The sequence below is a fragment of the Rahnella sp. RcJ3 genome, from assembly GCF_009498575.1.
Lineage (GTDB): Bacteria > Pseudomonadota > Gammaproteobacteria > Enterobacterales > Enterobacteriaceae > Rahnella > Rahnella aceris.
On sequence record NZ_QSNX01000007.1, the window covers coordinates 198,848 to 222,585 of the forward strand.

The window sequence follows — 23,738 nt, forward strand, 5'->3', positions numbered from 1 at the left end:
CTATTCGCAAGAACAGGTTATTACATAATCCGTTCGAGGCGCTGGCCTTTACCGCCTAAACGCCCGTCGGTCTGATTCCATTCCTTTTCGTACGCCTGATAGGCAAATACAAATGCCTGATGACCATCTTCAAATAGCTGGTCAGGACGTCTATGCCAGCCGGAATAAGCATCGTAGCGCAAAATCTCATAGCCACCGTCAACCGGGTGGAGAAGGTAGGTATAATGTTCACAAAATTCCGGCGCATAAGGAATATCCTCCCCTGCTTCCAGTGTGATAAACAGACCGCCGAGGCGTAATTTAATCATTGATATCCTTTTTCATGATCCACAACCGGGTGGTTTGGGTGGCGGTGACATATGTCGTCTCAGCCGCCAGATGCATCCCCTGACGCTGATAAAATCCGATGGCGGGCAAATTACTTTGCAACACATCAAGCCAGAGAACGGGCTGGTTACGCGCTCTTGCCACACGTTCGGCGAAGGCAAAAACTTCAGATCCCAAACCACGTGAACGGTTCAGCGGGGTGAAGTACAGTTTGCATAACTTCGCCCCCTGACCTTCTGCAACGTCCAGCGGCGTATTAAAATTCAGTCTGGCGAAACCGACCGCCTCACCGTTATCCTGCGCAACCAGCCAGCAGCAATCCGGACTTTCCAGGCTCAGGGCTAGCGCCTCATCACCAAAATCCTCCTCCAGGAAAGCATTCAGTTCGTCCCCGCTTTGCCATAAACTACCAAAATAATGGCGATAGGTCTCCCGCCCCAGGCGCTGCAACAGGCTTAAATCGCCGATGTCAGCCTCACGAATCTCCATTCTGACACTCTCCTGTGAAATCACTCGTTACCGTATTCAGACTTTGTCTGTCCCCCGATCAGGGGGTATGACCATCCGCTTAAGGCTTCCTTAAGTTCTTCTCTTTACACTCTATTTCATCGTGAAACTATACCGTTATTCAATGAATGCGGATATTCAGACCAGACCCCTTTACCTGCAGGGCAGCACAAATTAACGTATCTGAAATTTTTTCGTCCTGTCAGCAAGTTACCGGATTCTTTTGATGGCTATTTTGGCCTGTATAAATGAGGGTAGTATTATGGAGCAACTAAATCATTTGATTTTTCTATGGATTAACGCCACACCGGATTCGCCGAAAGCGCTGATTCAGCTGGCCACTTTTCTGGCTAATGACCTGATTATGATTGTCCCGCTGCTGATTATCGGCCTGTGGCTGTGGGGCCATCAGGAGCGTATCGATAAGCAACGCGAAATGATCAGTAAGACAGCCATTGCGCTTCTTTTTGCGATGACGACGGCTAAAACGTTTTCCATGTTGTTCCCTCATGCCCGTCCTTTTGTGGAAGGTTTTGGTTATAACTTCCTGCATCATTCACCGGATGATTCCTTCCCGAGTGATCACGGTACAGTCAGTTTCACCTTCGCACTGGCCTTCCTGTTCTGGCACCGTGTCTGGTCAGGTGCTTTACTGATGGTAACCGCCTTGTCGATCGCCTGGTCACGCGTTTACCTTGGTGTGCACTGGCCGCTGGATATGCTGGGCGGCTTCCTGGTAGGTATGCTGGGGTGCCTGTTCGCGCAACTGGTGTGGAACTTGTTCGGCGAACCGATTAATGCCCTGATGTGCAAGGTTTACCGTTTCGGTTTTGCTTTCCCGATCAAGAAAGGTTGGGTTCAGCACTGATCCCCTGCTCCGTTATTCAAAGCATAAAAAAACGAGGCCACCTGAGCCTCGTTTTTTATGTCAGCAGATTATCATTTGCCGAAAATACTGCCCCACAATCCACTGATCTTCATCATCACGAAGTCCCAGATACGGCCAATAAAACCGGTTTCTTTCACTTCCTGCAACGCCACCAGAGGACGCTGTTCGATGACCTTGCCGTCCAGACTGAAATCTACTGTACCCACTACCTGATTTTTCGCCAGCGGTGCTTCAAGCTGCGGACTGGTCAGATTGAAACTGGCCTTGAGATTCTTCAGCTGGCCTTTAGGCATGGTCAGCGAGGCATTTTCAGCCACGCCGAGTGGCACCATTTTCTCCTCACCAAACCAGACGCGCTGGCTGGTAAAGGCATCACCCGCCTTGATTGGCGTGAGCGTTTCATAGAAACGGAAACCCCAGGTCAACAGGCTTTCGCTTTCATTAAAACGGATCCTGTCGCTTGGCGCACCCATCACCACAGCGATTAAACGCATGCCGGTGGAATCGCTGGCGGAAGAAACCAGATTGTAGCCCGCGCCCGACGTGTAACCGGTTTTGATGCCGTCAACGTTCAGGTTAGAGCTCCACAACAGGCGGTTGCGGTTAATCTGCTTGATGTGATTGAAGGTGAATTCTTTTTCTTTGTGCAGCGCATATTCATCCGGCGTATCGCGGATCAGCGCCTGCGACAACAGGGCCATGTCAGTAGCTGAGGTATATTGCCCGTCCGCATCCAGCCCGTGAACGGTTTTGAAATGGGTGTTTTGCAGTTTCAGCTGTTCGGCATAGCGATTCATCAGATTGACGAATGAATCCTGGCTGCCCGCCACAAAATCCGCCAGCGCAATACTGGCGTCGTTACCTGACTGGATCACAATACCTTTGTTAAGCTCAGAAACCGGCACGCGGTCGCCCGGTTTGAGGAACATCAGGGAGGAGCCGCGCAGCACCGGATTGCCGGTTGCCCAGGCGTCATTACCGACGGAAACCAGATCATCTGATTTGATTTTGCCGGATTTGATCGCCTGCCCGACCACATAGCTGACCATGATTTTACTCAGGCTGGCAGGGTCAAGACGCGCATCGGGATTAGATTCCGTCAGGATCTTCCCGCTGTTGTAATCCATAAGTACCCAGGATTTCGCGTTAATCTGCGGCGCGACCGGGGCGTTATCCGCCTGAGCGGCAGGCAGCGCCAGCAGCAATACTCCACCGCCCAGCGCGTAAATGAAAGTCCGTTTGAATTGGGAAGAAATTGTCATAGGTATCAGCGCTTTTGTCCGGGTAACTGAAATTTATCTTATCTTTCAATCAGATTGTGCAACTCTGTCAGAGGTAAAACCTACTGCTTTCCGGGTCGGGAATAAACCTAAATAGTGTAAAGATCTTAAGAATAGTAGAGTTTTCCGCTGCTTGCGCAGATTCAACTGATGATAAAAACAGCAGTAAGCACTTGACCATTCCATCCGGCTGGGGCAGTTTGTCTGTAAATCACATACAAAATACCTATAACAATAAAGGGCTTATTCACCACAGAAATCAATGCGAGTGAACAGGCGCAGGGGCATCAATGACAGGTCTGGTGGTAAAAGCGCTGATTGGCGCACTGGTTGTGATTCTGATCGGCGTGTTGTCTAAAACCCGCAATTATTACATTGCCGGACTGGTTCCGCTGTTCCCCACTTTTGCGCTGATTGCCCATTATATCGTCGGCACCGAACGCAGCATTGAAGCCCTGCGCACCACCATTATTTTCGGACTGTGGGCCGTTATCCCTTACATGGTGTATCTGATTTCTCTGTATTTCTTCATCGGCTCGATGAAACTCCCCTACGCCCTGTTTGGCGCCGTGGTCTGCTGGTCACTGGCAGCATGGTTGCTGATAAGCCTGTGGACTCGCTTTCACGCCTGATGAAGATCGCGTGACAATGTTGTTCACAAAACACTCAATATTTGAAATTGCGCTACGCTGAATGAAGGCTTTCAGATGAGGGAATCCGCCCCATGGATCTCGCAATATTTGAACTCGACCACACGCTGATTTGCGATGACAGTCACAATCTGTGGTTGCACTGGCTGGTTTCGCAGGGCTACACCCCCCGCGATGAACTCAGTCATTACCGGCTGAATGCCGTTCATCAGCACAATACTCCGGCCAGCGGTGTTATTTGCCCGCAAACCACCGAGCGTTACCGCCGCTATCTTTCTCAGACGTTACAGCCCATGAGCGGCCTGAACTGTGCCACCGTGGCGAACTGGGTTCAGCGGTTTATCCATCGGGATATCATGCCACGGGTTTATCCGCAGGCGCGTGAACGGCTCGACTGGCACCGTATGCGCGGGGATGAAATCCTGATTATCTCCGCATCGGGCGACCATCTGGTCATGCCGGTCGCCCGACGTCTGGGTGCGAATGCCGGACTCGGGCTGCAAGCCGGTATCGTTAACCAGCGTTTCAGCGGCAGGGTCGAAGGTAAACTGACCTTTCATGAGGGGCGTCTTGAGCGCTTAAAACTGTGGCTGGAGAATCGCGAGCCGACGTTCTATCAGCAAATTTTCGCCTACAGCCATACGCTTTATGATCAGCCTTTGCTGGAGTTTGCCGATGTCGCTACGGTCATTAATGCCAGCGAGCCCCTGCAAAAGCTCGCTGCTGCAAAAGGCTGGCACAACCTGCACTGGTCACGCTACGCGCATCGGCAACAAGACGCATGCTGACGGCTACAGCCGGAAATCACGAATAAAATTCTCGTTTTCACGCGTCAGTTCATCACGAATAAAATCGATGAACTGACTCAGTGCCGCCGGACGCCGCTTGCCTGCCGGTGACTGCAACTGCAACGTACGCTGACTCAGTTGTTCAATATTTACCGGTTTCACCCGCAAATTGTCGCGGCGCGCTTTGTACATAATGGAAAAATGGCTGCATGCCGCAATCGCGCCCGGTGTCTGCACCATAAAATCGTACAACGTCGAGAAACGGTTACAACTCACCGCAGGCTCAAGAAAAATGCCGCTCATCCGGCAGGACAAATCAAACAACTGGCGGATGGTGCTGCCCTGCTCGTTCATCGCCAGCGGGTACGGGTGCAAATCCGTCAGCTGCACCTCAGATTCCGCCAGCGGATGATCCGGACGCATCACCATGCGCACCGGCGCGGGAAAAGACGCCAGAATATCCACACCGCGCTCCGCCACCAGACTGAACTGCAACGCCAGTTCCACTTCGCCGTTGTGGATCATCTCCGACACTTCCACCGCCGTGCCGACGTTGAGATAAAACATCACACCCGGATTGTTCAGCCGGAACTGTGAAAACAGCTGCGGCAGCAAATCAAACGCCAGCCCGTCGGTGCAGGCCATGCGGATCACCGTGCGGCGTACCGCGTTCAAACCCTGGATTTCTGCCATGGCGTGTTCCATGTCCATCATGCTTTTGCGCACATGGTTTTCCAGAATTTGTCCGGCATCGTTCAGCACCATGCCGCGGGCATGACGCTCAAAAAGCGGCGCACCGATACGTTCTTCGAGGCGCTGGATCTGGCGACTGATGGCAGACACTGCGACAAATAATTGCTTACTCGCCGCACTCAGCGAACCGGTGTTTGCCACTACCAGGAAATAGCGAATTTCCGTACTTTGCATGGCCGTATTGCCTCATAACTGTGCAGACAAGCATTACAATAAAAGCAACGCTAAGTTGCAATTATTATTATTGTGGCAACGCTTGCGCCGCGCGTAGAGTGAAACTGCTAAAAAAACCAACAATAAATCCTCAAAACATTAAAAAGCAGGTTATTCATGACAGCGGAAAATATCGTTGAACAGGCATTAGCCTGGTTCGATCAGGGTGAATACAAAAGAACACTGGCACGCAGGGTGGCTATTGCCACCGAAAGCCAGAGCAATCAGCGAGACGCTGAACTGGCACGTTATCTCGATGAAGAGATTAAACCGGCACTTTCAGCGATGGGTTTCAGCCTGCTCAGCGTGGAAAATCCTCATGCCGCCAATCGTCCTTTCCTGATTGCTACACGCATTGAAGACAGCGAATTGCCCACCATACTGAGCTATGGCCACGGCGACGTGGTGTTCGGCGACGATGAAAACTGGCGCAGTGATTTGTCGCCATGGACGCTGAAAGAAGAAGGTGACCGCTGGTACGGACGCGGCAGCGCCGACAACAAAGGCCAGCACAGCGTTAATATTGCGGCGCTGGAACAAATCTTCAAAGCACGTGGTGGCCGTCTCGGCTTTAACTGCAAACTGTTGTTCGAAATGGGTGAAGAAATCAGCTCGCCGGGGCTGGCCGAACTGTGCCGCAACTATCACGACCAACTCAGCGCCGACATTTTCCTGGCCTCCGACGGCCCGCGCCTGAGTGCTGTGCGCCCGACGCTGTTCCTCGGCTCGCGGGGCGCGGTCAATTTCCGTCTGACCATCAATGCCCGCGACAACGCCTATCACTCCGGCAACTGGGGCGGTCTGCTGACCAATCCCGGCATTCAGCTGGCCAATGCGCTGGCCTCGCTGGTCAGTCAGCAGGGGCAACTGCAGGTGGAAGCGCTTAAACCGCCTGCAGTCAGTGAGGCAGTGCGAGACATTCTCCGTGATGTTGACGTCGGTGGCGGCGAAAGTGATCCGCAGATCGACCCGGACTGGGGAGAAGCCGGTCTGACGCCAGCCGAGCGTTTGTATGCCTGGAATACGCTGGAAGTGCTGTCATTCCTGACCGGTAATCCGCAGCGCCCGATGAACGCGATTCCCGGCAACGCCACGGCAGTGTGTCAGCTACGGTTTGTGGTCGGCACTGACTGGCAAAACCTGGCGAAACACGTGCGTGACCATCTTGATGCACAGGGTTTCCCACAGGTTGAAGTGGAATTTATGCGCGGTTCACCGGCCACCCGTTTCGACCCGACCGACCCGCTGGTCGGCTGGGCGCTGAACATCATGCAGCAAACTACCGGCAAAAAACCGGCGCTGCTACCGAACCTCGGCGGTTCACTGCCCAATGACGTTTTTGCCGATATTCTCGGCCTGCCGACGTTGTGGGTTCCGCATTCGTATCCGGCCTGCGGTCAGCATGGCGTCAACGAGCACATGTTGATTTCCGTCGCCCGCGAGGGGCTGGCGATCATGACCCGTCTGTTATGGGATTTCGGCGAGCATGGTACCGCCCTGCTCGCTCAGCATATTGATCACGCCGGAGGTGCCAAATGAGCCAGTTAACGGCGTCATCCCATACAACCGGCAACGCGACAGAAAAGCCAAGCCTGATGAAAACCCTCTTTGCGACCTGTATCGGTAACGCGCTGGAATGGTTTGATATCGCGATTTACGGTTTTTTCGCCAGCTACATTGCTCACGCCTATTTTCCGACATCCGATCCGACCGTTTCCCTGTTACTGACGTTTGGCAGTTTCGGCGTGTCATTCCTGATCCGCCCGCTCGGCGCGGTTGTGCTGGGTGCGTATGCAGACAAACACGGACGCAAAGCCTCACTGTTGCTGTCCATCAGCCTGATGATGATCGGCGGCCTGATTATCGTTATCACGCCGTCTTACGGAACCATCGGCATGGCGGCTCCGTTGTTAATCCTGGCAGCTCGTCTGATTCAGGGCTTCTCGGCAGGCGGTGAATTCGGCAGTTCGACGGCCTTTCTGGTCGAACACTTCCCGGAACGCAAAGCGTTTATCGCCAGCTGGCAGTTCGCGACACAGGGCGCGAGTACGCTGCTGGCATCGGCATTCGGGCTGGGCTTATCGGCAGTGCTGAGTGAAACACAACTGCAGGACTGGGGATGGCGTATTCCGTTTATCTTCGGGCTGCTGATCGGACCGGTCGGTTTATACATCCGCCGTCATATCCGGGAATCGGAAAGTTTCAGCAAGGCCGAGAAAACCGCGTCGCCACTGAAAGAAATCGTGCGTGCGCAAAAAGGTCTGTTCTTTACCGCGATTGGCCTGATGGTGGTGTCTACTGCCATCAACTATATGCTGAACTACGTACCGACATACGCCACCAAAACACTGCATCTGCCTGCTTCGGCGGGGTTCAGCGCCACACTGGCAGCCGGGATTATCCTGACGGTAGTAACGCCCGTTATGGGCCTGTGGGCGGAGAAAATTGGCCGTCTGCCGCTGATGTGGGGATCGCTTATTCTGCTGTTGCTGACCGTGTATCCGGCATTCTGGCTGATGCTGCAACACACTTCGGCGATGTCCTTGTTGTTGCTGATAAGCTGGCTGGCACTACTGAAATCGGTGTATTTCTCCACCGTGCCGTCGATGATGGCTGACCTGTTCCCGATCACCACCCGCGCCAGCGGGATGGCGATCAGCTACAACGTCGCCGTGACCGTGTTTGGTGGCTTCGCGCCATTCATCTGTACATTGCTGATTTCCGCCACCGGCAGCAGTCTGGCACCGGGCTACTACCTGATGATGGTCGGGTTGCTCAGCGTCTGGGCCCTGTTCAAGGCGCAAAGAACGCAACGCTGATTGCGCTGACTGAAACTGAGGCGGGCTGAAATAGCCCGCCTTTTTATTGAGTTAACCCTTCAGGACTTAACCCTGCGGTGCCACCTTCAGCAACTTGCCGTCGCGATCGTCGGTCAGCACATACACAAATCCGTCTGCACCCACCTGCACTTCGCGGATCCGTTCCTTACGGTCACTGAGTAAACGCTCTTCATGCGTGACTTTTTCGCCGTCGAGCGTCAGGCGGATCAGCGATTCTCCTGCCAGCGCGCCGACAAACAGCGAGTTTTTCCATTGCGGGAATTTTTGCACGTTATAGAACGCCATGCCGCTTAATGCCGGTGAAACTTCCCAGTAATAAATCGGATCTTCCGCCCCCGCTAATGTGGTGCCTTTGGCTTCGGGGATCGGCTGCCCGGAATAGTTAATCCCGAAGGTTGCCAGCGGCCAGCCGTAGTTTTTACCCGCTTTCAGCAGATTCACTTCATCGCCGCCACGCGGACCGTGTTCGGTTTCCCACAACACCCCGCTCCACGGATTAACTGCCAGTCCCTGCGGATTACGGTTGCCGAAAGTCCAGATTTCCGGCTTCGCACTTTTGTCCTGAACAAACGGATTATCCTGCGGCACGCCGCCTTCCGGTGTCAGACGCAAAATCTTGCCCTGCAACTGATTCAGATGCTGGGCGTTGATGCGCTGATTATTGTCACCGGTCGTCAGGAAAATATTTCCCTTCTGATCGAAGGCGATGCGCCCGCCGAGATTAATGCCGCTTTGCAACGCCGGTTGCTGTACGAAAATGACCTTAAAATTCGTCAGGGTTTTATTGTCCGCCGTCAACGTGCCATAGCCCAGCGCAGCATGCGGTTCACCTTTTTCACCCGGCTGCGCAAAGGTGAGATACACCCGGCGGTTACTGGCAAAATCTGGCGACAAACGGACATCCCACAAACCGGCCTGCCCGGCGACCCACACGGCCGGTACACCTTTCAGCGGTGCGGATAATCCAACGTCCTGCTTCCAAAGTCGCAGTTGCCCGCTGCGTTCGGTAATCAGCGCCCCTTGATTATCAGGCAAAAAAGCCAGTGACCACGGGTGATCCAGCCCTTTTGCCAGTTCAGTGACCTGCGCGCTGACAAGTGGCGGCGGGACGGGGGATTTCGGCGCAGCAGAGACGTTGGTGGTTAACATCACCAGCGCAAAAGCAGGCAATAAGGTGTCGCGGAAAGAAAATGGCATAAGGCTTCTCCCGGAGGCTGTATTAGAGGAATGAACAATCAATGTAAAAATCGCAGACAAAAATTCAGTTTAGGCCATGTGCCTGATTTTGCTCAGAGGCTGCGCATCCGCTATAACCCACAGGAATAACAACACTGTTAAATATAATAACAACAAAGCATTCCTTCTTTCGTAACATACCGGTAAACTGCTCCGACAGAATAGACGTCCAGACAGACAGACTTCTGTACATCCTCAATCTGGAAAGCCGCATTGCCTTCCCGGATTTACCAAAAAAAACACCAGAAAAAACATCGCGTCCGACGGAGCTGTTCAATAATGAAAAAAATATCCGCATCCCTGCTGGCATTAAGCCTGTTTTCCACTGTACCGGCCTTCGCTGCCGGTGAAACACCTGCGCCCGTTCCGGCGGCTATCGCCCAGCACAACGGTCCCGTGCGCATCGCAGTTATCCGTAATCTTGGCTCCGACGATAACACCACGCAGTTCCTGGCCGGTGCCATTAAACAAGGCCGCGCGCTTGGCTTTAAAGTGGATACCTTTCTGAGTAATGGCGATGACGCCAAATTTCAGGATTTCGTGAATCAGGCCATCAGCCAGAAATACGACGGCATTATCCTGTCCCAGGGACGCGGCCCGTATTCCGAAGCGCTGGCAAAACGCATTGCGGCAGCAGGTATTGCGGTTTCCGCATTTGATACCGAAGTGCCGGAAAACATTCCAGGCGTGACCGTCACCCGTCAGGACGATGCCTCACTGGCGAAAGCTTCTGTCGGCCAGCTGGTGAAAGACTTCAACGGTAAGGCTAATATCGTCAAACTGTGGGTAGCCGGTTTCCCGCCAATGGAACGCCGCCAGAAAACCTACGAAGCTATTTTGAAAGAGAATCCGGGCATTCATCAGCTGGAATCTATCGGCGCAGTGTCTTCTGACGTGCAGGGCGATACAGCGAACAAAGTCGGTGCAATCCTCGCGAAGTACCCGAAAGGTCAGATTGATGCCATCTGGGGCGCATGGGACGCCTTCAGTCAGGGCGCGTATAAAGCACTGAAAGAAAATGGCCGTACCGAGATCAAACTCTACAGCATTGATGTATCGAATCAGGATTTACAACTGATGCGCGAAAAAGGCAGCCCGTGGCAGATGACCGCTGCAGTGGATACACAGCTGATTGGCGCGGTTAACCTGCGAATTGTGGCGCTTAAAATTGCCGGTGAGAAAACCCCTGCAACCTATGAATTCCCGGCACAGACCATTCCGCAATCTCTGCTTCTCAGCCAACCGGACGGCATCAACGTGACCGGTCTGAGCAAAATCATTCCTGGCTGGGGTAAATCTGAAGATTTCACCGCACCGTGGTTTGCGACGCTGGAAGCAAAATATAAAAAATAAACATCGGAGCCTCCCGGAAACGGGAGGTTTTTTCCGCATCTATCCGCCCCGTATCAGGCTCTTCCTCCACACTTTTCCCGCTCAACTATCCTCCGTTTGCACTGTGCGATCACAGAAATAAAGAAACATAATTTCAGAAACAAAAATCTCAATAGCCTCAGGCCCCCGCCAACCGTTAAAAACGTACTCACCCTTTTCATATGGACATTGAAGCAATGAGTACAGAAATCCTTTCGGTCAAGGAAAAGATTGGATACGGATTAGGCGACGCCGCCAGTCATATCATTTTCGATAACGTCATGCTCTACATGATGTTTTTCTATACCGATATTTTCGGCATTCCTGCAGGTTATGTCGGTACGATGTTCCTGCTGGCCCGCGCACTGGACGCGATCTCAGACCCCTGCATGGGATTACTGGCAGACCGCACCCGAACGCGCTGGGGGAAATTCCGCCCTTATGTGCTGTTTGGCGCCATTCCTTTCGGCATCGTCTGCGTATTCACTTACACCACGCCAGAGCTGAGTATGACCGGCAAAATGATTTACGCCGCTATCACTTATACCCTGCTGACGCTGATGTATACCGTGGTCAACATTCCTTACTGCGCCCTTGGCGGTGTGATTACCTCTAACCCGACGCAACGTATTTCACTGCAATCCTATCGCTTCGTGCTGGCCACTGCTGGCGGCATGTTAAGTACCGTGCTGATGATGCCGCTGGTTAAACTGATCGGCGGAGAAAATCAGGCGCTCGGTTATCAGGGCGGGATTGCGGTGCTGGCGATTGTCGCGGCCGTGATGCTGGCGATTTGTTTTGCCACCACCAAAGAACGTATCGATCCGGGCAAACCGACCGGCACCATGCGCGAAGATTTGCGTGATATCTGGCACAACGACCAGTGGCGTATTGTCGGCCTGCTGACCATCCTCAACATCATTGCGGTCGCGGTTCGCGGCGGCGCCATGATGTATTACGTGACGTACATTCTCGGCAATCCGGTGCTGTTCGCCTGGTTCCTTGGCGTCTATTCCGTCGGTAACCTGTTAGGCAGTGCGCTGGCAAAACCGCTGACCGACTGGAAATGTAAGGTCAGTGTTTTCTGGTGGACCAACGCCATTCTGGCGGTTCTGAGCCTCGGCATGTTCTTCCTGCCGGTGAACGGCAGCGTGCTGATGTTTATCTTCATCTTCGTTCTCGGCGTTCTGCATCAGTTGGTCACGCCAATTCAGTGGGTAATGATGTCCGACACCGTAGATTACGGTGAATGGAACGATGGCAAACGCCTGACCGGTATCAGCTTCGCCGGTACCCTGTTTGTTCTGAAGCTCGGTCTGGCTCTGGCCGGCGCCATGATCGGCTGGATGCTGGCCGGTGCTGGTTATCAGTCCGGTGCCGCCACCCAAAATGCAGCCACCATGACCAGCATTATCGCGCTGTTCACCCTGGTTCCGGCAGTTTGCTACCTGTTGAGCGCCATCATCTGTAAACGCTATTACATTCTTCGTACCCCGCTGCTACGCCGCATTCTTGATGAAGTCGCACAAGGCATCCGCCGCAATCAGCAAGAATTTATGAAATAAATTGGATGAAGTTTAAAAGGAAGAGACATTATGAAGATCAGTGATGGTAACTGGTTGATCCAGGAAGGATTGTCACTCACACACCCGCTTCAGGTGTTTGAAGTACAACGCTCAGGTAATGAGATGGTGATTTATGCTGCGCCGAAAGATGCCTCGGAACGCGCCAGCCAACTGGACTCGCCACTTTTTACGCTGCGTTTCTTCTCGCCGCAAACCGGCGTGATGGGTGTACGTATTACTCATTTTGATGGCGAAATGGATAAAGGCCCGCATTATCCGTTAATGCAAACCGACACCCCCGAACTGCGCTTTGAAGACAACGATGAATTCGCCGCGCTGCACAGCGGTGATCTGAGTGTTCGCGTCACCAAAGGTAATAACTGGACGCTGGACTTCCTGCGCCATGGCCGCCGGATCACCGGCAGTGTCGCGAAATCTAACGGCTATGTTCAGGACACAAACTCGCATAAAACCTACATGATGGAACGCCTGGATCTGGGCGTTGGCGAAACGGTTTATGGTCTGGGTGAGCGTTTCACCGCGCTGGTCAAAAATGGCCAGACTGTCGAAACCTGGAACCGCGATGGCGGCACCAGCACTGAGCAGTCTTACAAAAACATTCCGTTCTACCTGACAAACCGCGGCTACGGCGTGCTGGTAAATCATCCTGAATGTGTGTCTTTTGAAGTCGGCTCAGAAAAAGTCTCCAAAGTGCAATTCAGCGTGGAAGGCGAATATCTCGAGTATTTCGTTATCGATGGCCCGACGCCGAAAAAAGTGCTCGATCGTTATACCCGTCTGACCGGCCGCCCTGCACTGCCACCCGCCTGGTCGTTTGGCCTGTGGCTGACCACCTCGTTTACCACCAACTATGATGAAGCGACCGTCAACAGCTTTATTGACGGCATGGCGGAACGTGAATTGCCACTGCATGTTTTCCACTTTGACTGCTTTTGGATGAAGGCTTTCCAGTGGTGTGATTTTGAATGGGATCCGCAAACTTTCCCTGATCCTCAGGGTATGTTGCAGCGCCTGAAAGCGCGCGGCCTGAAAATTTGTGTGTGGATCAACCCGTACATCGGCCAGAAATCACCGCTTTTCCGTGAAGGTAAAGAAAAAGGTTATCTGCTCAAACGCCCTGACGGCCGTGTCTGGCAGTGGGATAAATGGCAGGCTGGTATGGGCATCGTGGATTTCACTCATCCGCAGGCCGCTGAATGGTACGCGGGCCATCTGAAACGTCTGGTGGATATGGGCGTCGATTGCTTCAAAACCGACTTCGGCGAACGTATCCCAACCGACGTCGTCTGGCACGACGGCAGTGACCCGCAAAAAATGCATAATCATTACGCGTTTGTGTACAACAAACTGGTATACGAAACGTTGCAGGATAAACTCGGCGCAGACGAAGCCGTGCTGTTCGCCCGTTCCGCCTCGGTGGGGGCGCAGCAATTCCCGGTTCACTGGGGCGGTGACTGCTACGCCACTTACGAGTCGATGGCTGAAAGCCTGCGTGGCGGGTTATCCATCGGATTATCCGGCTTTGGTTTCTGGAGCCACGACATTGGCGGTTTCGAAAATACTGCACCGGCGCACATCTACAAACGCTGGTGCGCGTTCGGCCTGCTCTCAAGCCACAGCCGCCTGCATGGCAGCAAATCCTATCGGGTGCCGTGGGTGTATGACGATGAAGCCTGCGATGTGGTGCGCCAGTTCACGCAGCTAAAATGCCGCCTGATGCCGTATCTCTACCCCGCTTCAGCCCAGGCTGCCAGCCACGGAACACCGGTGATGCGCGCCATGGTGCTGGAGTTCCCTGACGATCCGGCATGCGATTATCTTGACCGCCAATATATGCTTGGTGATGATCTGCTGGTCGCCCCCGTTTTCAGCGAAGAAGGCGATGTCAATTTCTATCTGCCAGAAGGCCGCTGGACGCACCTTCTGAGCAACGACGTGGCCGAAGGTTCGCGCTGGCATCGTCAGCAGCATGGCTTCGACAGCCTGCCGTTATATGTTCGTCCGAATACCTTGCTGGCGCTTGGCAGTAATAATCAGAAGCCGGATTATGATTACAGCCAGCAGCCTGAATTCCATCTGTTCGAGCTGGAAGACGGCGCGGTGGCAGAAAGCGTGATCACCGATCTGAGCGGGAGAACCGTCTTCATCCTGAAAGCCGAACGGCGGGATGGCGTAATTACAGTAACCCGGGAAGGCCAGGCATCAGGCTGGACACTGTGCCTGCGCAATCAGAAATCGGTCAGGGAAGTGAGCGGTGCTGCGCAGAAAGAAGGGGCGCTGGGGATATTGCTGACCCCGGCTGCCGGTGCAGGTCCGGTGGTGATAACACTGTAATTTATTCTCTGGTATCAATGTATTCATGCCCCGTTCGTCACTGAACGGGGCATTTTTTTATGCGGCTTTCAGACATCCTGATACACGCTATCGCCATGAATGCTGCGGTACTCTTTAGGGGTCATTTCATAGCCTTTTTTGAATACCGAATAGAAATATTGCAGCGACGGATATCCGCACATCTGCGAGATCTCATTGATGGAAATCGAGGTAGCGGCCAGCAGGTTGCGGGCGCGGTCGAGTTTTTCTTCGTGGATCACGCCGTGAATCGTCTGTCCGGTTTCATCCTTAAACCGTTTCTCAAGATTAGAACGCGACATGCCGATGGCATCGAGAACCTGTTCAACCTTAATCCCTTTGCAGGCATGGTAACGGATGTAATGCATCGCCTGAATGACGGCCGGATCACGCAGTGATCGGAAATCCGTTGAGCGGCGTTCTACCACTTTTACCGGCGGCACCAGAATACGCTGTAACGGTAAATCACGCTGATCCAGCAACTGATGCAGAAGTTTCGCGGCGCGATAGCCCATCTGGCGCGTGCCCTGTACCACGGATGACAAGGCAACACGCGACAGGTAGCGCGTCAGTTCCTCATTATCGATACCAATGACGCTAAGCTTTTCTGGTACAGGAATATTCAGATGCTCGCACACCTGTAACAGATGACGTGCGCGGGCGTCGGTAACCGCAATAATGCCAGTTTGCTGCGGCAGTGTCTGGATCCAGTCCGCCAGCCGGTTCTGAGCGTGTTGCCAGTTTTCCGGTGCGGTTTCCATCCCCTGATAGACCACACCCTGATACTGTTCAGCAGACACCAGTTTTCTGAACGCGTGCTCGCGTTCCTGCGCCCAGCGCTTTCCCCCGGCATCAGGCAAACCGTAAAACGCGAAGCGGTTAATCCCCTTCTCTTTCAGGTGCATAAAGGCCGCTTCAACCAGTGCGTAGTTGTCGGTAGCGATATAATGCACCGGCGGATAATCTTCTTCCTGATGATAAGACCCGCCCACCCCGACAATCGGCACATTGAGACCTTCAAGCAACGTTTCAATTTCACGGTCATCAAAATCGGCGATCACACCATCACCAAGCCAGTCTTTAATGTTGTCTATGCGACAGCGGAAATCCTCCTCAATGAAGATATCCCAGTCGCTTTGTGAGGCCTGAAGGTATTCACCCACGCCTTCGACGACCTGACGGTCATAGACTTTGTTGGCGTTAAATAACAACGTGATCCGATAACGTTTTTCAAACATGCCTGTCTCTCACCGGTTTTCTCATAGACTAAAGCCTCATTCATTTGTACTCATGAATGAGGCTGATTGGGTTGGTCAATAGCACAACGCCATGGCTTACGTAGATTTAGCTTAGTGAATTTGTGAGGTTGCTCAGACTTTCCTAAGTGACCGCCCGTCATCACTGCCATCTCTGCTGACTTTATGCACGTCGTTTGGTCGCCGAATCCATCCAGACCGCCAGCAGTAAAATCCCGCCTTTAACGATGTACTGCCAGAACGTTGGTACATCCAGCATGCTCATGCCGTTATCCAGCGAAGCCATAATGAAAGCCCCCATAACCGCACCGGCTACGCTGCCGACACCACCCGCCAGGCTCGTTCCGCCAATAACGCAGGCTGCAATGGCATCCAGTTCCGCGATATTCCCCGCCGAAGGCGAACCTGCCCCCAACCGCGAACTGAGGATCAAACCGGCAATCGCTACCATCAGACCGTTTATCGCAAACACCGCCAGCTTGCTGCGCTCGACATTAACACCGGATAACCGCGCCGCTTCAATGTTGCCGCCAATAGCGTAAATACGACGGCCAAATGCGGTGCGGGAGGCCATAAACATGCCACCCAACATCAGCGCCATCAGAATCAACACCGGCGTCGGCACGCCGCGATAATCGTTGAGCAGGTAAATAGCGCCCAGCGCGATAACCGCAGTGAGTGCCTGGCGGGTCACATCACTTTTTGCTGCGGTCAGCGGCAAACCCAGCACCGCCCGCTGTTTGCGCCTGCGCCACTGCCAGCCAATAAACAGGGCCAGCGCAATCGCACCAATACCAAAACCGAAAGAATCCGGCAGATAACTCTGACCTATTAACGACATTGCAGGTGTCGTCGGTGATACCGTGGTGCCGCTGGTGATACCAATCAGGATGCCGCGAAACGCCAGCATTCCGGCCAGTGTGACAATGAATGACGGGACTTTACGATATGCTACCCACCAGCCATTCCATGCGCCCAACAGCAGCCCTAATGCCAGGGTCACCACAATGGTGAGCGGCAAAGGCCAGCCGAGCCAGACATCGAAAATCGCCGCCGCTCCACCCAGTAACCCCATCATGGAACCGACGGACAAGTCGATCTCCGCTGAGATGATCACAAAGACCATGCCTACAGCCAGAATGCCGGTGATGGCGGTCTGACGCAGCAGGTTGGACACGTTACGTGCGCTGATATACGCGCCGTCAGTGGTGACGCTAAAGAAGACAATAATCACCGCAATGGCCGCCAGCATGACGAACACCTGCAGGTTAATACTCTTCAGTTTCTGCATCGAAAATAACGCGTCGGCCCCACCCTGAGTTGCAGGCGCAGACGGGGTTCCTGGTTGGGGAAATTTAGACATAAGATTCACTCCTCAATGCGGCTTCCATGACCTGTTCCTGACTTAAATTATTGTTATCCAGACAGGCTTTGACCTGTCCGAGATGCATGACTACCACGCGGTCGCTGAGTCCCAGCACTTCGGGTAACTCTGATGAGATGACGATAATTGCCATGCCCTGCGCCGCCAGCTGGCCGATCAGTTTGTAGATTTCATGTTTTGCCCCGACGTCGATCCCGCGCGTCGGTTCATCAAGAATGAGGATTTTAGGTTTTAGCAGCAGGCACCGTGCCAGAATGGCTTTTTGCTGATTGCCACCGCTGAGACGCCCGATAGCCAGTTCGGGAGAAGAGGTTTTGATTTTGAGTTGTTTCACTGACTCACTGATGCTGTGCTGTTCTTCGGCTTCGCGCAGAACACCGCCAGCGCTGAACTGGCTTAACGCCGCCAGTGTAATGTTGCTGCCAACGGCCATAACCGGCACGATGCCGTCACGTTTACGGTCTTCAGGCACCATCGCCAGCCCGCGCCGCATGGCATCGCGGCAATCGGTGATCTGCACTTTCTCGCCTTGCAGCCAGATATCGCCAGACCAGCGTCCCGGATAAACACCAAATAAACACTCCATCATTTCGGTTCTTCCGGCCCCCACCAGTCCGGCGACACCCAGCACCTCGCCCTCACGCAACGTAAAACCGGCGTTATCCACCCGTTTGATATGCCGGTTAACCGGATGCCAGGCAGTAAGATTTTCCACCCTTAATATTTCCTTACCGATCTGGCGTTCACGCGGCGGAAAGAGTTCCGTCAGTTCACGCCCCACCATCATGGCGATAATTTCTTTCTCCGACGTTCCGGCGGCATTGCAGGTGGCGATATGACGACCATCGCGGATCACGCACAGTTTGTCCGATATGGCTTTGACTTCATTGAGTTTGTGGGAAATATAAATACAGGCGATGTCGTGATGGCGCAGGTCACGAATGATATCGAGCAAAATCGCGGTTTCACTTTCGGTCAATGATGCCGTCGGTTCGTCCAGCACCAGCAAACGGACCTGCTTGTTCAGCGCTTTGGCAATTTCAACCAGTTGCCGCTGCCCGAGCCCCAGTTCCCCGACCAGCGTATGCGGATCAATATTGAGTTTGACCTGCGCCAGCATGCGCTGACAACGCAGATACATTTTGTCGGTATCCAGCAGCCCATAACTGCCCCATTCATTACCCAGAAACATGTTTTCCAGCACACTCAGTTGCTTAACCAGCGCAAGTTCCTGATGAATAATGGCGATCCCTTTTTGCTCGGTATCACGGATACCTTTCGCAGTAAGACGTTCTCCTGAAAAATAAATTTCACCTTCAAACGTTCCTTGCGGATAAATACCGCACAACACTTTCATTAACGTGGATTTACCCGATCCATTTTCGCCACACAGCGATAGCACTTCACCCGCAGATAACGTCAGACTAATATTATCAACGGCTTTTACTGCACCAAACCGCTTGGTGATATTGCGCATATCCAGCAACGGTAATTTTTCATATTGTTCTGGCACTTTCACCTCCAGCAGAAACAACACTTCCGGGGGGAAGTGTTGTTTCTATAGAAAATATTGAAAAATTAAAGGTCTGATTTTTTGTGGAATCCGTCGGCCACCACGGTGCTTTCAATATTATTTTTATCCACCGGGATCGGTGTTAATAAATAAGACGGCACGTCTTTTTTGCCATTATTTAATGTGGCATTGGATTTCGGGGTTTCCCCTTTGCCTAACTGCACCGCGATTTCGGCAGCGTCATTGGCCAGTTTGGTAATCGGTTTATAAACGGTCATGGTTTGAGTACCGGCTTCGATACGTTTGATCGCCGCGAGATCGGCATCCTGACCCGAGATCGCCACTTTCCCTGCCAGCCCTTGCGCTGACAGAGCCTGTACTGCACCACCGGCCGTCGCATCGTTAGACGCCACCACGGCATCAATTTTATTGTTGTTGGCCGTCAGGGCATTTTCCATAATTTTCAGGGCGTTTTCCGGCAACCAGCCATCGGCCCACTGATCTCCCACAACTTTAATCTTCCCGTCTTTGATCAGCGGGTTCAGCACTTTCATTTGTCCTGCGCGGAACAGCTTAGCGTTGTTATCCACCGGCGAGCCGCCCATCAGGAAATAATTCCCCTGCGGCACACGCTCAACCAGGCTTTGTGCCTGCAGCTCCCCGACCTTTTCATTGTCGAAAGAGATATAAAAATCAATGTCCGCGTTGTTAATCATGCGGTCATAGGCCAGCACCTTGATGCCTTCCTGCTTCGCTTCGGCGATCACGTTGCTGAGCACTTCGCCGTTATACGGGATGATGACCAGCACATCGACGCCACGGTTGATCATATTTTCAATCTGCGCCATTTGTGTTTCTTCATTGCCGTTTGCGGATTGCACAAAAACATCCGCACCCAGCGTTTTGGCTTTAGCCACAAAAATATCACGGTCTTTTTGCCAGCGCTCTAAACGTAAGTCATCAATAGCCATACCAATTTTAATTTCTTTCGCTAACCCTGACTGGCTAAAAAGCACTAATGCGGCACAGGCAGAAAGAATTACTTTATTCATTTTCATCATGTCAGACCTTTTATAAGAATAAGTAGAGGCAGATACAGAGAAGTGCGTACAGCAATGACACAAGGATTGTTGTCGCTGGGTAATTAATCGGCAATTGCAGATTTTAATCACTGCATTACGATTTTTTGTTTATTTTAGGAATTATGATGGGGATCATAGTTTGATTGTAATATGCACAAGCCAGATACTTTTATTATCGAGATATCGTGGAAGACGGATAAAAACGACAAGAAAAAAGGTTATTTATGCGATCTGCCGCACACTTAATAATTCTATTAAATTGAGTGTGAAATAACGTAATTGTGGGATGTCACGTCAACTCCGAAGATAGAGCCTCAGCCTCCCAGTCCCGCTGGGCCCGTTTTCAAGGAGTTATCAATGCACGCATATTTCGACAAGCTCGACGCAGTTCGCTACGAAGGTGCTAACAGCACTAATCCGCTGGCATTCCGTCATTACAACCCTGAAGAAGTGATCCTCGGCAAAACGATGGCTGAGCATCTGCGTTTCGCGGCTTGTTACTGGCACACCTTCTGCTGGAATGGTAATGACATGTTCGGTGTGGGCGCCTTTGACCGCCCGTGGCAACATCCCGGTGACGCGCTGGAGCTGGCTAAAAGTAAAGCGGATGTCGCTTTCGAATTCTTCCAGAAGCTGAACGTGCCTTACTATTGCTTCCATGACGTTGACGTATCGCCGGAAGGGGCATCAATTAAAGAATACGTCAATAATTTTGCCATCATGACTGATGTACTGGCGCAAAAGCAGGAAGCCAGCGGTGTAAAATTGTTGTGGGGTACAGCTAACTGCTTCACCAATCCACGTTACGGCGCAGGCGCGGCGACCAATCCTAATCCAGAAATTTATACCTGGGCCGCAACGCAGGTTGTGCACGCCATGAATGCCACCAAACAACTGGGGGGCGAAAATTACGTGCTGTGGGGCGGCCGTGAAGGCTACGAAACCCTGCTCAATACGGATCTTCGTCAGGAACGCGAACAACTGGGTCGCTTCATGCAGATGGTCGTTGAGCACAAACACAAAATTGGCTTCCAGGGCACCCTGCTGATCGAACCTAAACCGCAGGAACCGACCAAGCATCAATATGATTATGATGTCGCTTCCGTCTATGGCTTCCTGAAACAGTTTGGCCTGGAAAAAGAGATCAAAGTGAATATCGAGGCCAACCACGCCACGCTGGCGGGTCACTCATTTCACCATGAAATTGCTAACGCAATTGCTCTGGGTATCTTCGGTTCCGTCGATGCAAACCGTGGCGACCCGCAGTGTGGCTGGGACACCGATCAGTTCCCGAACAGCGTGGAAGAAAATGCGTTGGTGATGTATGAAATCATCAAAGCGGGCGGTTTCACCACCGGAGGCCTGAACTTTGACTCAAAAGTTCGTCGCCAGAGCACCGATAAATATGACCTGTTCTACGGCCATATCGGTGGAATGGACACCATGGCGCTGGCGCTGAAAGTGGCAGCCCGTATGATTGAAAGCCGTGAACTGGATAAGCATGTTGCCCAACGTTACGCTGGCTGGAACACAGAATTGGGCCAGCAGATCCTGCAAGGCAAAATGTCACTGGAATCCCTGAGCAACTATGCGCAACACAACGCGCTGTCCCCTCAGCACCAGAGCGGTCAGCAGGAGCGTCTGGAGAATCTGGTTAACCGCTATCTGTTTGGTTAACCGGCTAAAATAAGTTGACGCCCTGCCCGCTGCGCGCGGAATTGCAGGGCGTTAATCGTTACAGATTCGGGTTAACAGATAAGGGAAAACTATGTATCTCGGAATAGATCTTGGCACATCTGGCGTGAAAGCCATTTTACTCAGCGAAGAAGGTCGGGTGGTCGCCAGCCACAGTGAGGCGTTAACCCTTTCCCGCCCGCATCCGTTGTGGTCTGAGCAAAATCCTGCCGACTGGTGGGATGCAACAGACCGTGCGGTTTGCGTACTGTCACAACAACACTCTCTGCAGGGCGTAAAAGCGATTGGCCTGACGGGTCAGATGCATGGCGCCACCGTGCTGGACGCACAGCAGCAGGTATTACGTCCGGCCATTTTGTGGAACGATGGTCGGAGCTTCAGCCAGTGTCAGCAACTGGAAACGGACGTCCCGAATTCCCGGCAGATCACCGGCAACCTGATGATGCCTGGTTTTACTGCACCGAAGTTGCTCTGGCTACGCGAAAACGAACCGGATGTGTTTGCCAAAACAGACAAGGTTCTGCTGCCCAAAGATTATCTGCGCTGGCTGATGACCGGCGTGTTCGCCAGCGATATGTCTGATGCCGCTGGCACCCTGTGGCTGGATGTCGCTAAGCGCGACTGGAATGACGAATTACTGCATGCCACCGGCCTGACACGCCAGCAGATGCCCGCGCTTTTCGAAGGTAATCAGATTACCGGACACCTGTTGCCGGAACTCGCCTCACGCTGGAACATGGATTCCGTGCCGGTGATTGCCGGTGGCGGTGATAATGCCGCCGGGGCCGTCGGTGTCGGGTTGTATAAAACCGGACAAGCGATGCTATCTCTGGGTACGTCCGGCGTGTATTTCGCGGTAAGCGACGGTTTTCTGAGTAATCCGCAACAGGCGGTACACAGCTTCTGCCATGCCCTGCCTGACACCTGGCATCTGATGTCCGTCATGCTCAGCGCCGCCTCTTGTCTGGACTGGGCTGCAAAACTGACCGGCACCGCATCGGTTGGCGAACTGATCAGTCTGGCAGAAAAGACCCCGCCTGCAGATTCACCGGTCTGGTTCCTGCCGTATCTCTCCGGCGAACGCACCCCGCATAATAACCCGAATGCCAAAGGTGTATTGTTCGGCCTGACCCATCAGCATGGCCCGGCTGATATCGCCCGCGCCGTACTTGAAGGTGTGGGGTTTGCTCTGGCAGACGGAATGGACGTGCTGCACGCAACCGGTCTGAAACCGCACAGCATCACGCTGATTGGCGGCGGCGCCCGCAGCCCTTACTGGCGGAAAATGCTGGCCGACATCAGCGGTAAAACGCTGGAATACCGCACCGGCGGCGATGTCGGCCCGGCGCTCGGTGCTGCACGTTTAGCACAAATCGCCATGAATCCGGGGCAACCGCTGGAGCGGTTCCTGCCGGAACTGCCACTTGAGCAAGTACATCAGCCGGACGCAGAACGGCATACTGCGTATGCGGAGCGGCGTGAAGTGTTCAGGGAGTTATATGTGAGGCTTGAGGGGTTGATGTAATACAAGACTGCTCCCTCCCCTGCGAAGGGGAGGGTTGGGGTGGGGTATTAAAGAAAAATCAGACAGTTAAAGTCAGCTTTGACTAAGTGTTAGCCCCTAAAACCCCCTCCCAGCCTCCCCCTTCGCAGGGGGAGGAGCCAAAACTAATAATGCTCCGCTATGGTCCTCACTAAAGGTGGAGCAAACCCGTTTTTACCTTACGGATATACCCCTTTAAACACCGTCTTCTTCCTCGGCTCCGACATAATCCCCTCCAGCGCCTCGACGCATTTCAAATAGTGCGGTGTTTTCTTGTGTGCCAGCACAGCGTCGTTATCCTGATAGGCTTCGTAGATAAAGAAGCGCGTCGGTACCGCCTCGTCCTGCAACACATCAAATCTGAGATTTCCCGGTTCCTTCACCGCGCCCAAATGGTTAGCGTGAAATACCGCCAGGAACTCATCCACCTTTTCCGGCTGAACATTAATTTCGACCAGTGTCACTTCCATGAT

Annotated in this window: 20 protein-coding genes; 10 read left to right on the forward strand and 10 right to left on the reverse strand. The window is 53.0% G+C overall.

The genetic code is table 11. The features are described from left to right. Positions 1-20: 20 nt before the first annotated feature. Both DXU84_RS11615 and DXU84_RS11620 read right to left on the reverse strand, forming a co-directional pair. A complete protein-coding gene (locus tag DXU84_RS11615; protein ID WP_013575869.1) occupies positions 21-308 on the reverse strand; it encodes a hypothetical protein in 288 nt (95 codons plus the stop codon). Next, a complete protein-coding gene (locus tag DXU84_RS11620; protein WP_013575870.1) occupies positions 301-816 on the reverse strand; it encodes a GNAT family N-acetyltransferase in 516 nt (171 codons plus the stop codon). Before DXU84_RS11620 ends, DXU84_RS11615 begins: the two co-directional genes overlap by 8 nt. Positions 817-1,096: 280 nt before the next feature. Here DXU84_RS11620 and ybjG point away from each other — a divergent pair, with 280 nt between their 5' ends. Next, positions 1,097-1,702: an undecaprenyl-diphosphate phosphatase gene (ybjG, locus tag DXU84_RS11625; RefSeq protein WP_153375778.1), complete on the forward strand. Its 606-nt coding sequence runs from the start codon at positions 1,097-1,099 to the stop codon at positions 1,700-1,702. A 71-nt stretch (positions 1,703-1,773) separates the two neighbouring features. Here ybjG and DXU84_RS11630 read toward each other — a convergent pair whose 3' ends face one another. Further along, the gene (locus DXU84_RS11630; RefSeq protein ID WP_013575872.1) at positions 1,774-2,985 is read right to left on the reverse strand and encodes a serine hydrolase; all 1,212 of its coding nucleotides are present in this window, start codon (positions 2,983-2,985) and stop codon (positions 1,774-1,776) included. A 308-nt stretch (positions 2,986-3,293) separates the two neighbouring features. Between DXU84_RS11630 and DXU84_RS11635 the strand changes: the two genes are divergently transcribed. Then, entirely contained in the window at positions 3,294-3,635 is a 342-nt protein-coding gene (locus tag DXU84_RS11635; RefSeq protein ID WP_013575873.1) for a GlpM family protein, read from the forward strand. A 92-nt stretch (positions 3,636-3,727) separates the two neighbouring features. Then, positions 3,728-4,441, forward strand: coding sequence for an HAD family phosphatase (locus tag DXU84_RS11640; RefSeq protein WP_013575874.1), 714 nt, complete (start codon positions 3,728-3,730; stop codon positions 4,439-4,441). A gap of 3 nt (positions 4,442-4,444) precedes the next feature. Here DXU84_RS11640 and DXU84_RS11645 read toward each other — a convergent pair whose 3' ends face one another. After that, the gene (locus DXU84_RS11645) at positions 4,445-5,368 is read right to left on the reverse strand and encodes a LysR family transcriptional regulator (protein ID WP_153375780.1); all 924 of its coding nucleotides are present in this window, start codon (positions 5,366-5,368) and stop codon (positions 4,445-4,447) included. A 156-nt stretch (positions 5,369-5,524) separates the two neighbouring features. Between DXU84_RS11645 and DXU84_RS11650 the strand changes: the two genes are divergently transcribed. Next, positions 5,525-6,946 (forward strand): M20 family metallopeptidase, encoded by a 1,422-nt coding sequence (locus DXU84_RS11650; RefSeq protein WP_153375782.1) that lies wholly within the window; start codon positions 5,525-5,527, stop codon positions 6,944-6,946. Then, entirely contained in the window at positions 6,943-8,226 is a 1,284-nt protein-coding gene (locus tag DXU84_RS11655; protein WP_037034447.1) for an MFS transporter, read from the forward strand. The genes DXU84_RS11650 and DXU84_RS11655 overlap by 4 nt, the downstream gene beginning before the upstream one ends. Before the next feature lie 66 nt (positions 8,227-8,292). Here DXU84_RS11655 and DXU84_RS11660 read toward each other — a convergent pair whose 3' ends face one another. Next, the gene (locus DXU84_RS11660) at positions 8,293-9,444 is read right to left on the reverse strand and encodes a PQQ-dependent sugar dehydrogenase (protein WP_131637832.1); all 1,152 of its coding nucleotides are present in this window, start codon (positions 9,442-9,444) and stop codon (positions 8,293-8,295) included. Positions 9,445-9,762: 318 nt separating this feature from the next. On the opposite strand from DXU84_RS11660, the gene DXU84_RS11665 reads away from it, so the two are divergent. From DXU84_RS11665 to yicI, 3 genes are all read left to right on the forward strand, one after another. Then, positions 9,763-10,836, forward strand: coding sequence for a sugar ABC transporter substrate-binding protein (locus DXU84_RS11665; RefSeq protein WP_013575879.1), 1,074 nt, complete (start codon positions 9,763-9,765; stop codon positions 10,834-10,836). Positions 10,837-11,051: 215 nt separating this feature from the next. Beyond that, positions 11,052-12,419, forward strand: a complete 1,368-nt coding sequence (locus tag DXU84_RS11670) for a glycoside-pentoside-hexuronide family transporter (protein ID WP_153375784.1) — start codon at positions 11,052-11,054, stop codon at positions 12,417-12,419. Positions 12,420-12,449: 30 nt separating this feature from the next. Continuing rightward, the gene (yicI, locus tag DXU84_RS11675) at positions 12,450-14,774 is read left to right on the forward strand and encodes an alpha-xylosidase (RefSeq protein ID WP_153375786.1); all 2,325 of its coding nucleotides are present in this window, start codon (positions 12,450-12,452) and stop codon (positions 14,772-14,774) included. 68 nt (positions 14,775-14,842) lie between these two features. Here yicI and xylR read toward each other — a convergent pair whose 3' ends face one another. The 4 genes from xylR to xylF form a co-directional block, all read right to left on the reverse strand. Next, the gene (xylR, locus tag DXU84_RS11680; protein WP_013575882.1) at positions 14,843-16,030 is read right to left on the reverse strand and encodes a D-xylose utilization transcriptional activator XylR; all 1,188 of its coding nucleotides are present in this window, start codon (positions 16,028-16,030) and stop codon (positions 14,843-14,845) included. A gap of 181 nt (positions 16,031-16,211) precedes the next feature. After that, a complete protein-coding gene (xylH, locus tag DXU84_RS11685; RefSeq protein ID WP_153375788.1) occupies positions 16,212-17,411 on the reverse strand; it encodes a xylose ABC transporter permease XylH in 1,200 nt (399 codons plus the stop codon). After that, positions 17,404-18,909: a xylose ABC transporter ATP-binding protein gene (locus tag DXU84_RS11690; protein ID WP_112197508.1), complete on the reverse strand. Its 1,506-nt coding sequence runs from the start codon at positions 18,907-18,909 to the stop codon at positions 17,404-17,406. Before DXU84_RS11690 ends, xylH begins: the two co-directional genes overlap by 8 nt. A 101-nt stretch (positions 18,910-19,010) precedes the next feature. Further along, complete coding sequence (gene xylF, locus DXU84_RS11695; RefSeq protein WP_015690054.1) at positions 19,011-20,003, reverse strand: D-xylose ABC transporter substrate-binding protein; 993 nt, start codon at positions 20,001-20,003, stop codon at positions 19,011-19,013. A gap of 381 nt (positions 20,004-20,384) precedes the next feature. On the opposite strand from xylF, the gene xylA reads away from it, so the two are divergent. After that, a complete protein-coding gene (gene xylA, locus DXU84_RS11700) occupies positions 20,385-21,704 on the forward strand; it encodes a xylose isomerase (RefSeq protein WP_112197501.1) in 1,320 nt (439 codons plus the stop codon). A gap of 91 nt (positions 21,705-21,795) precedes the next feature. Beyond that, positions 21,796-23,247, forward strand: coding sequence for a xylulokinase (gene xylB, locus DXU84_RS11705; protein WP_153375790.1), 1,452 nt, complete (start codon positions 21,796-21,798; stop codon positions 23,245-23,247). Positions 23,248-23,444: 197 nt separating this feature from the next. On the opposite strand, the gene lsrG is transcribed toward xylB, so the two are convergent. Next, positions 23,445-23,735 (reverse strand): (4S)-4-hydroxy-5-phosphonooxypentane-2,3-dione isomerase, encoded by a 291-nt coding sequence (gene lsrG, locus DXU84_RS11710; RefSeq protein ID WP_037034453.1) that lies wholly within the window; start codon positions 23,733-23,735, stop codon positions 23,445-23,447. Positions 23,736-23,738 lie beyond the last annotated feature (3 nt).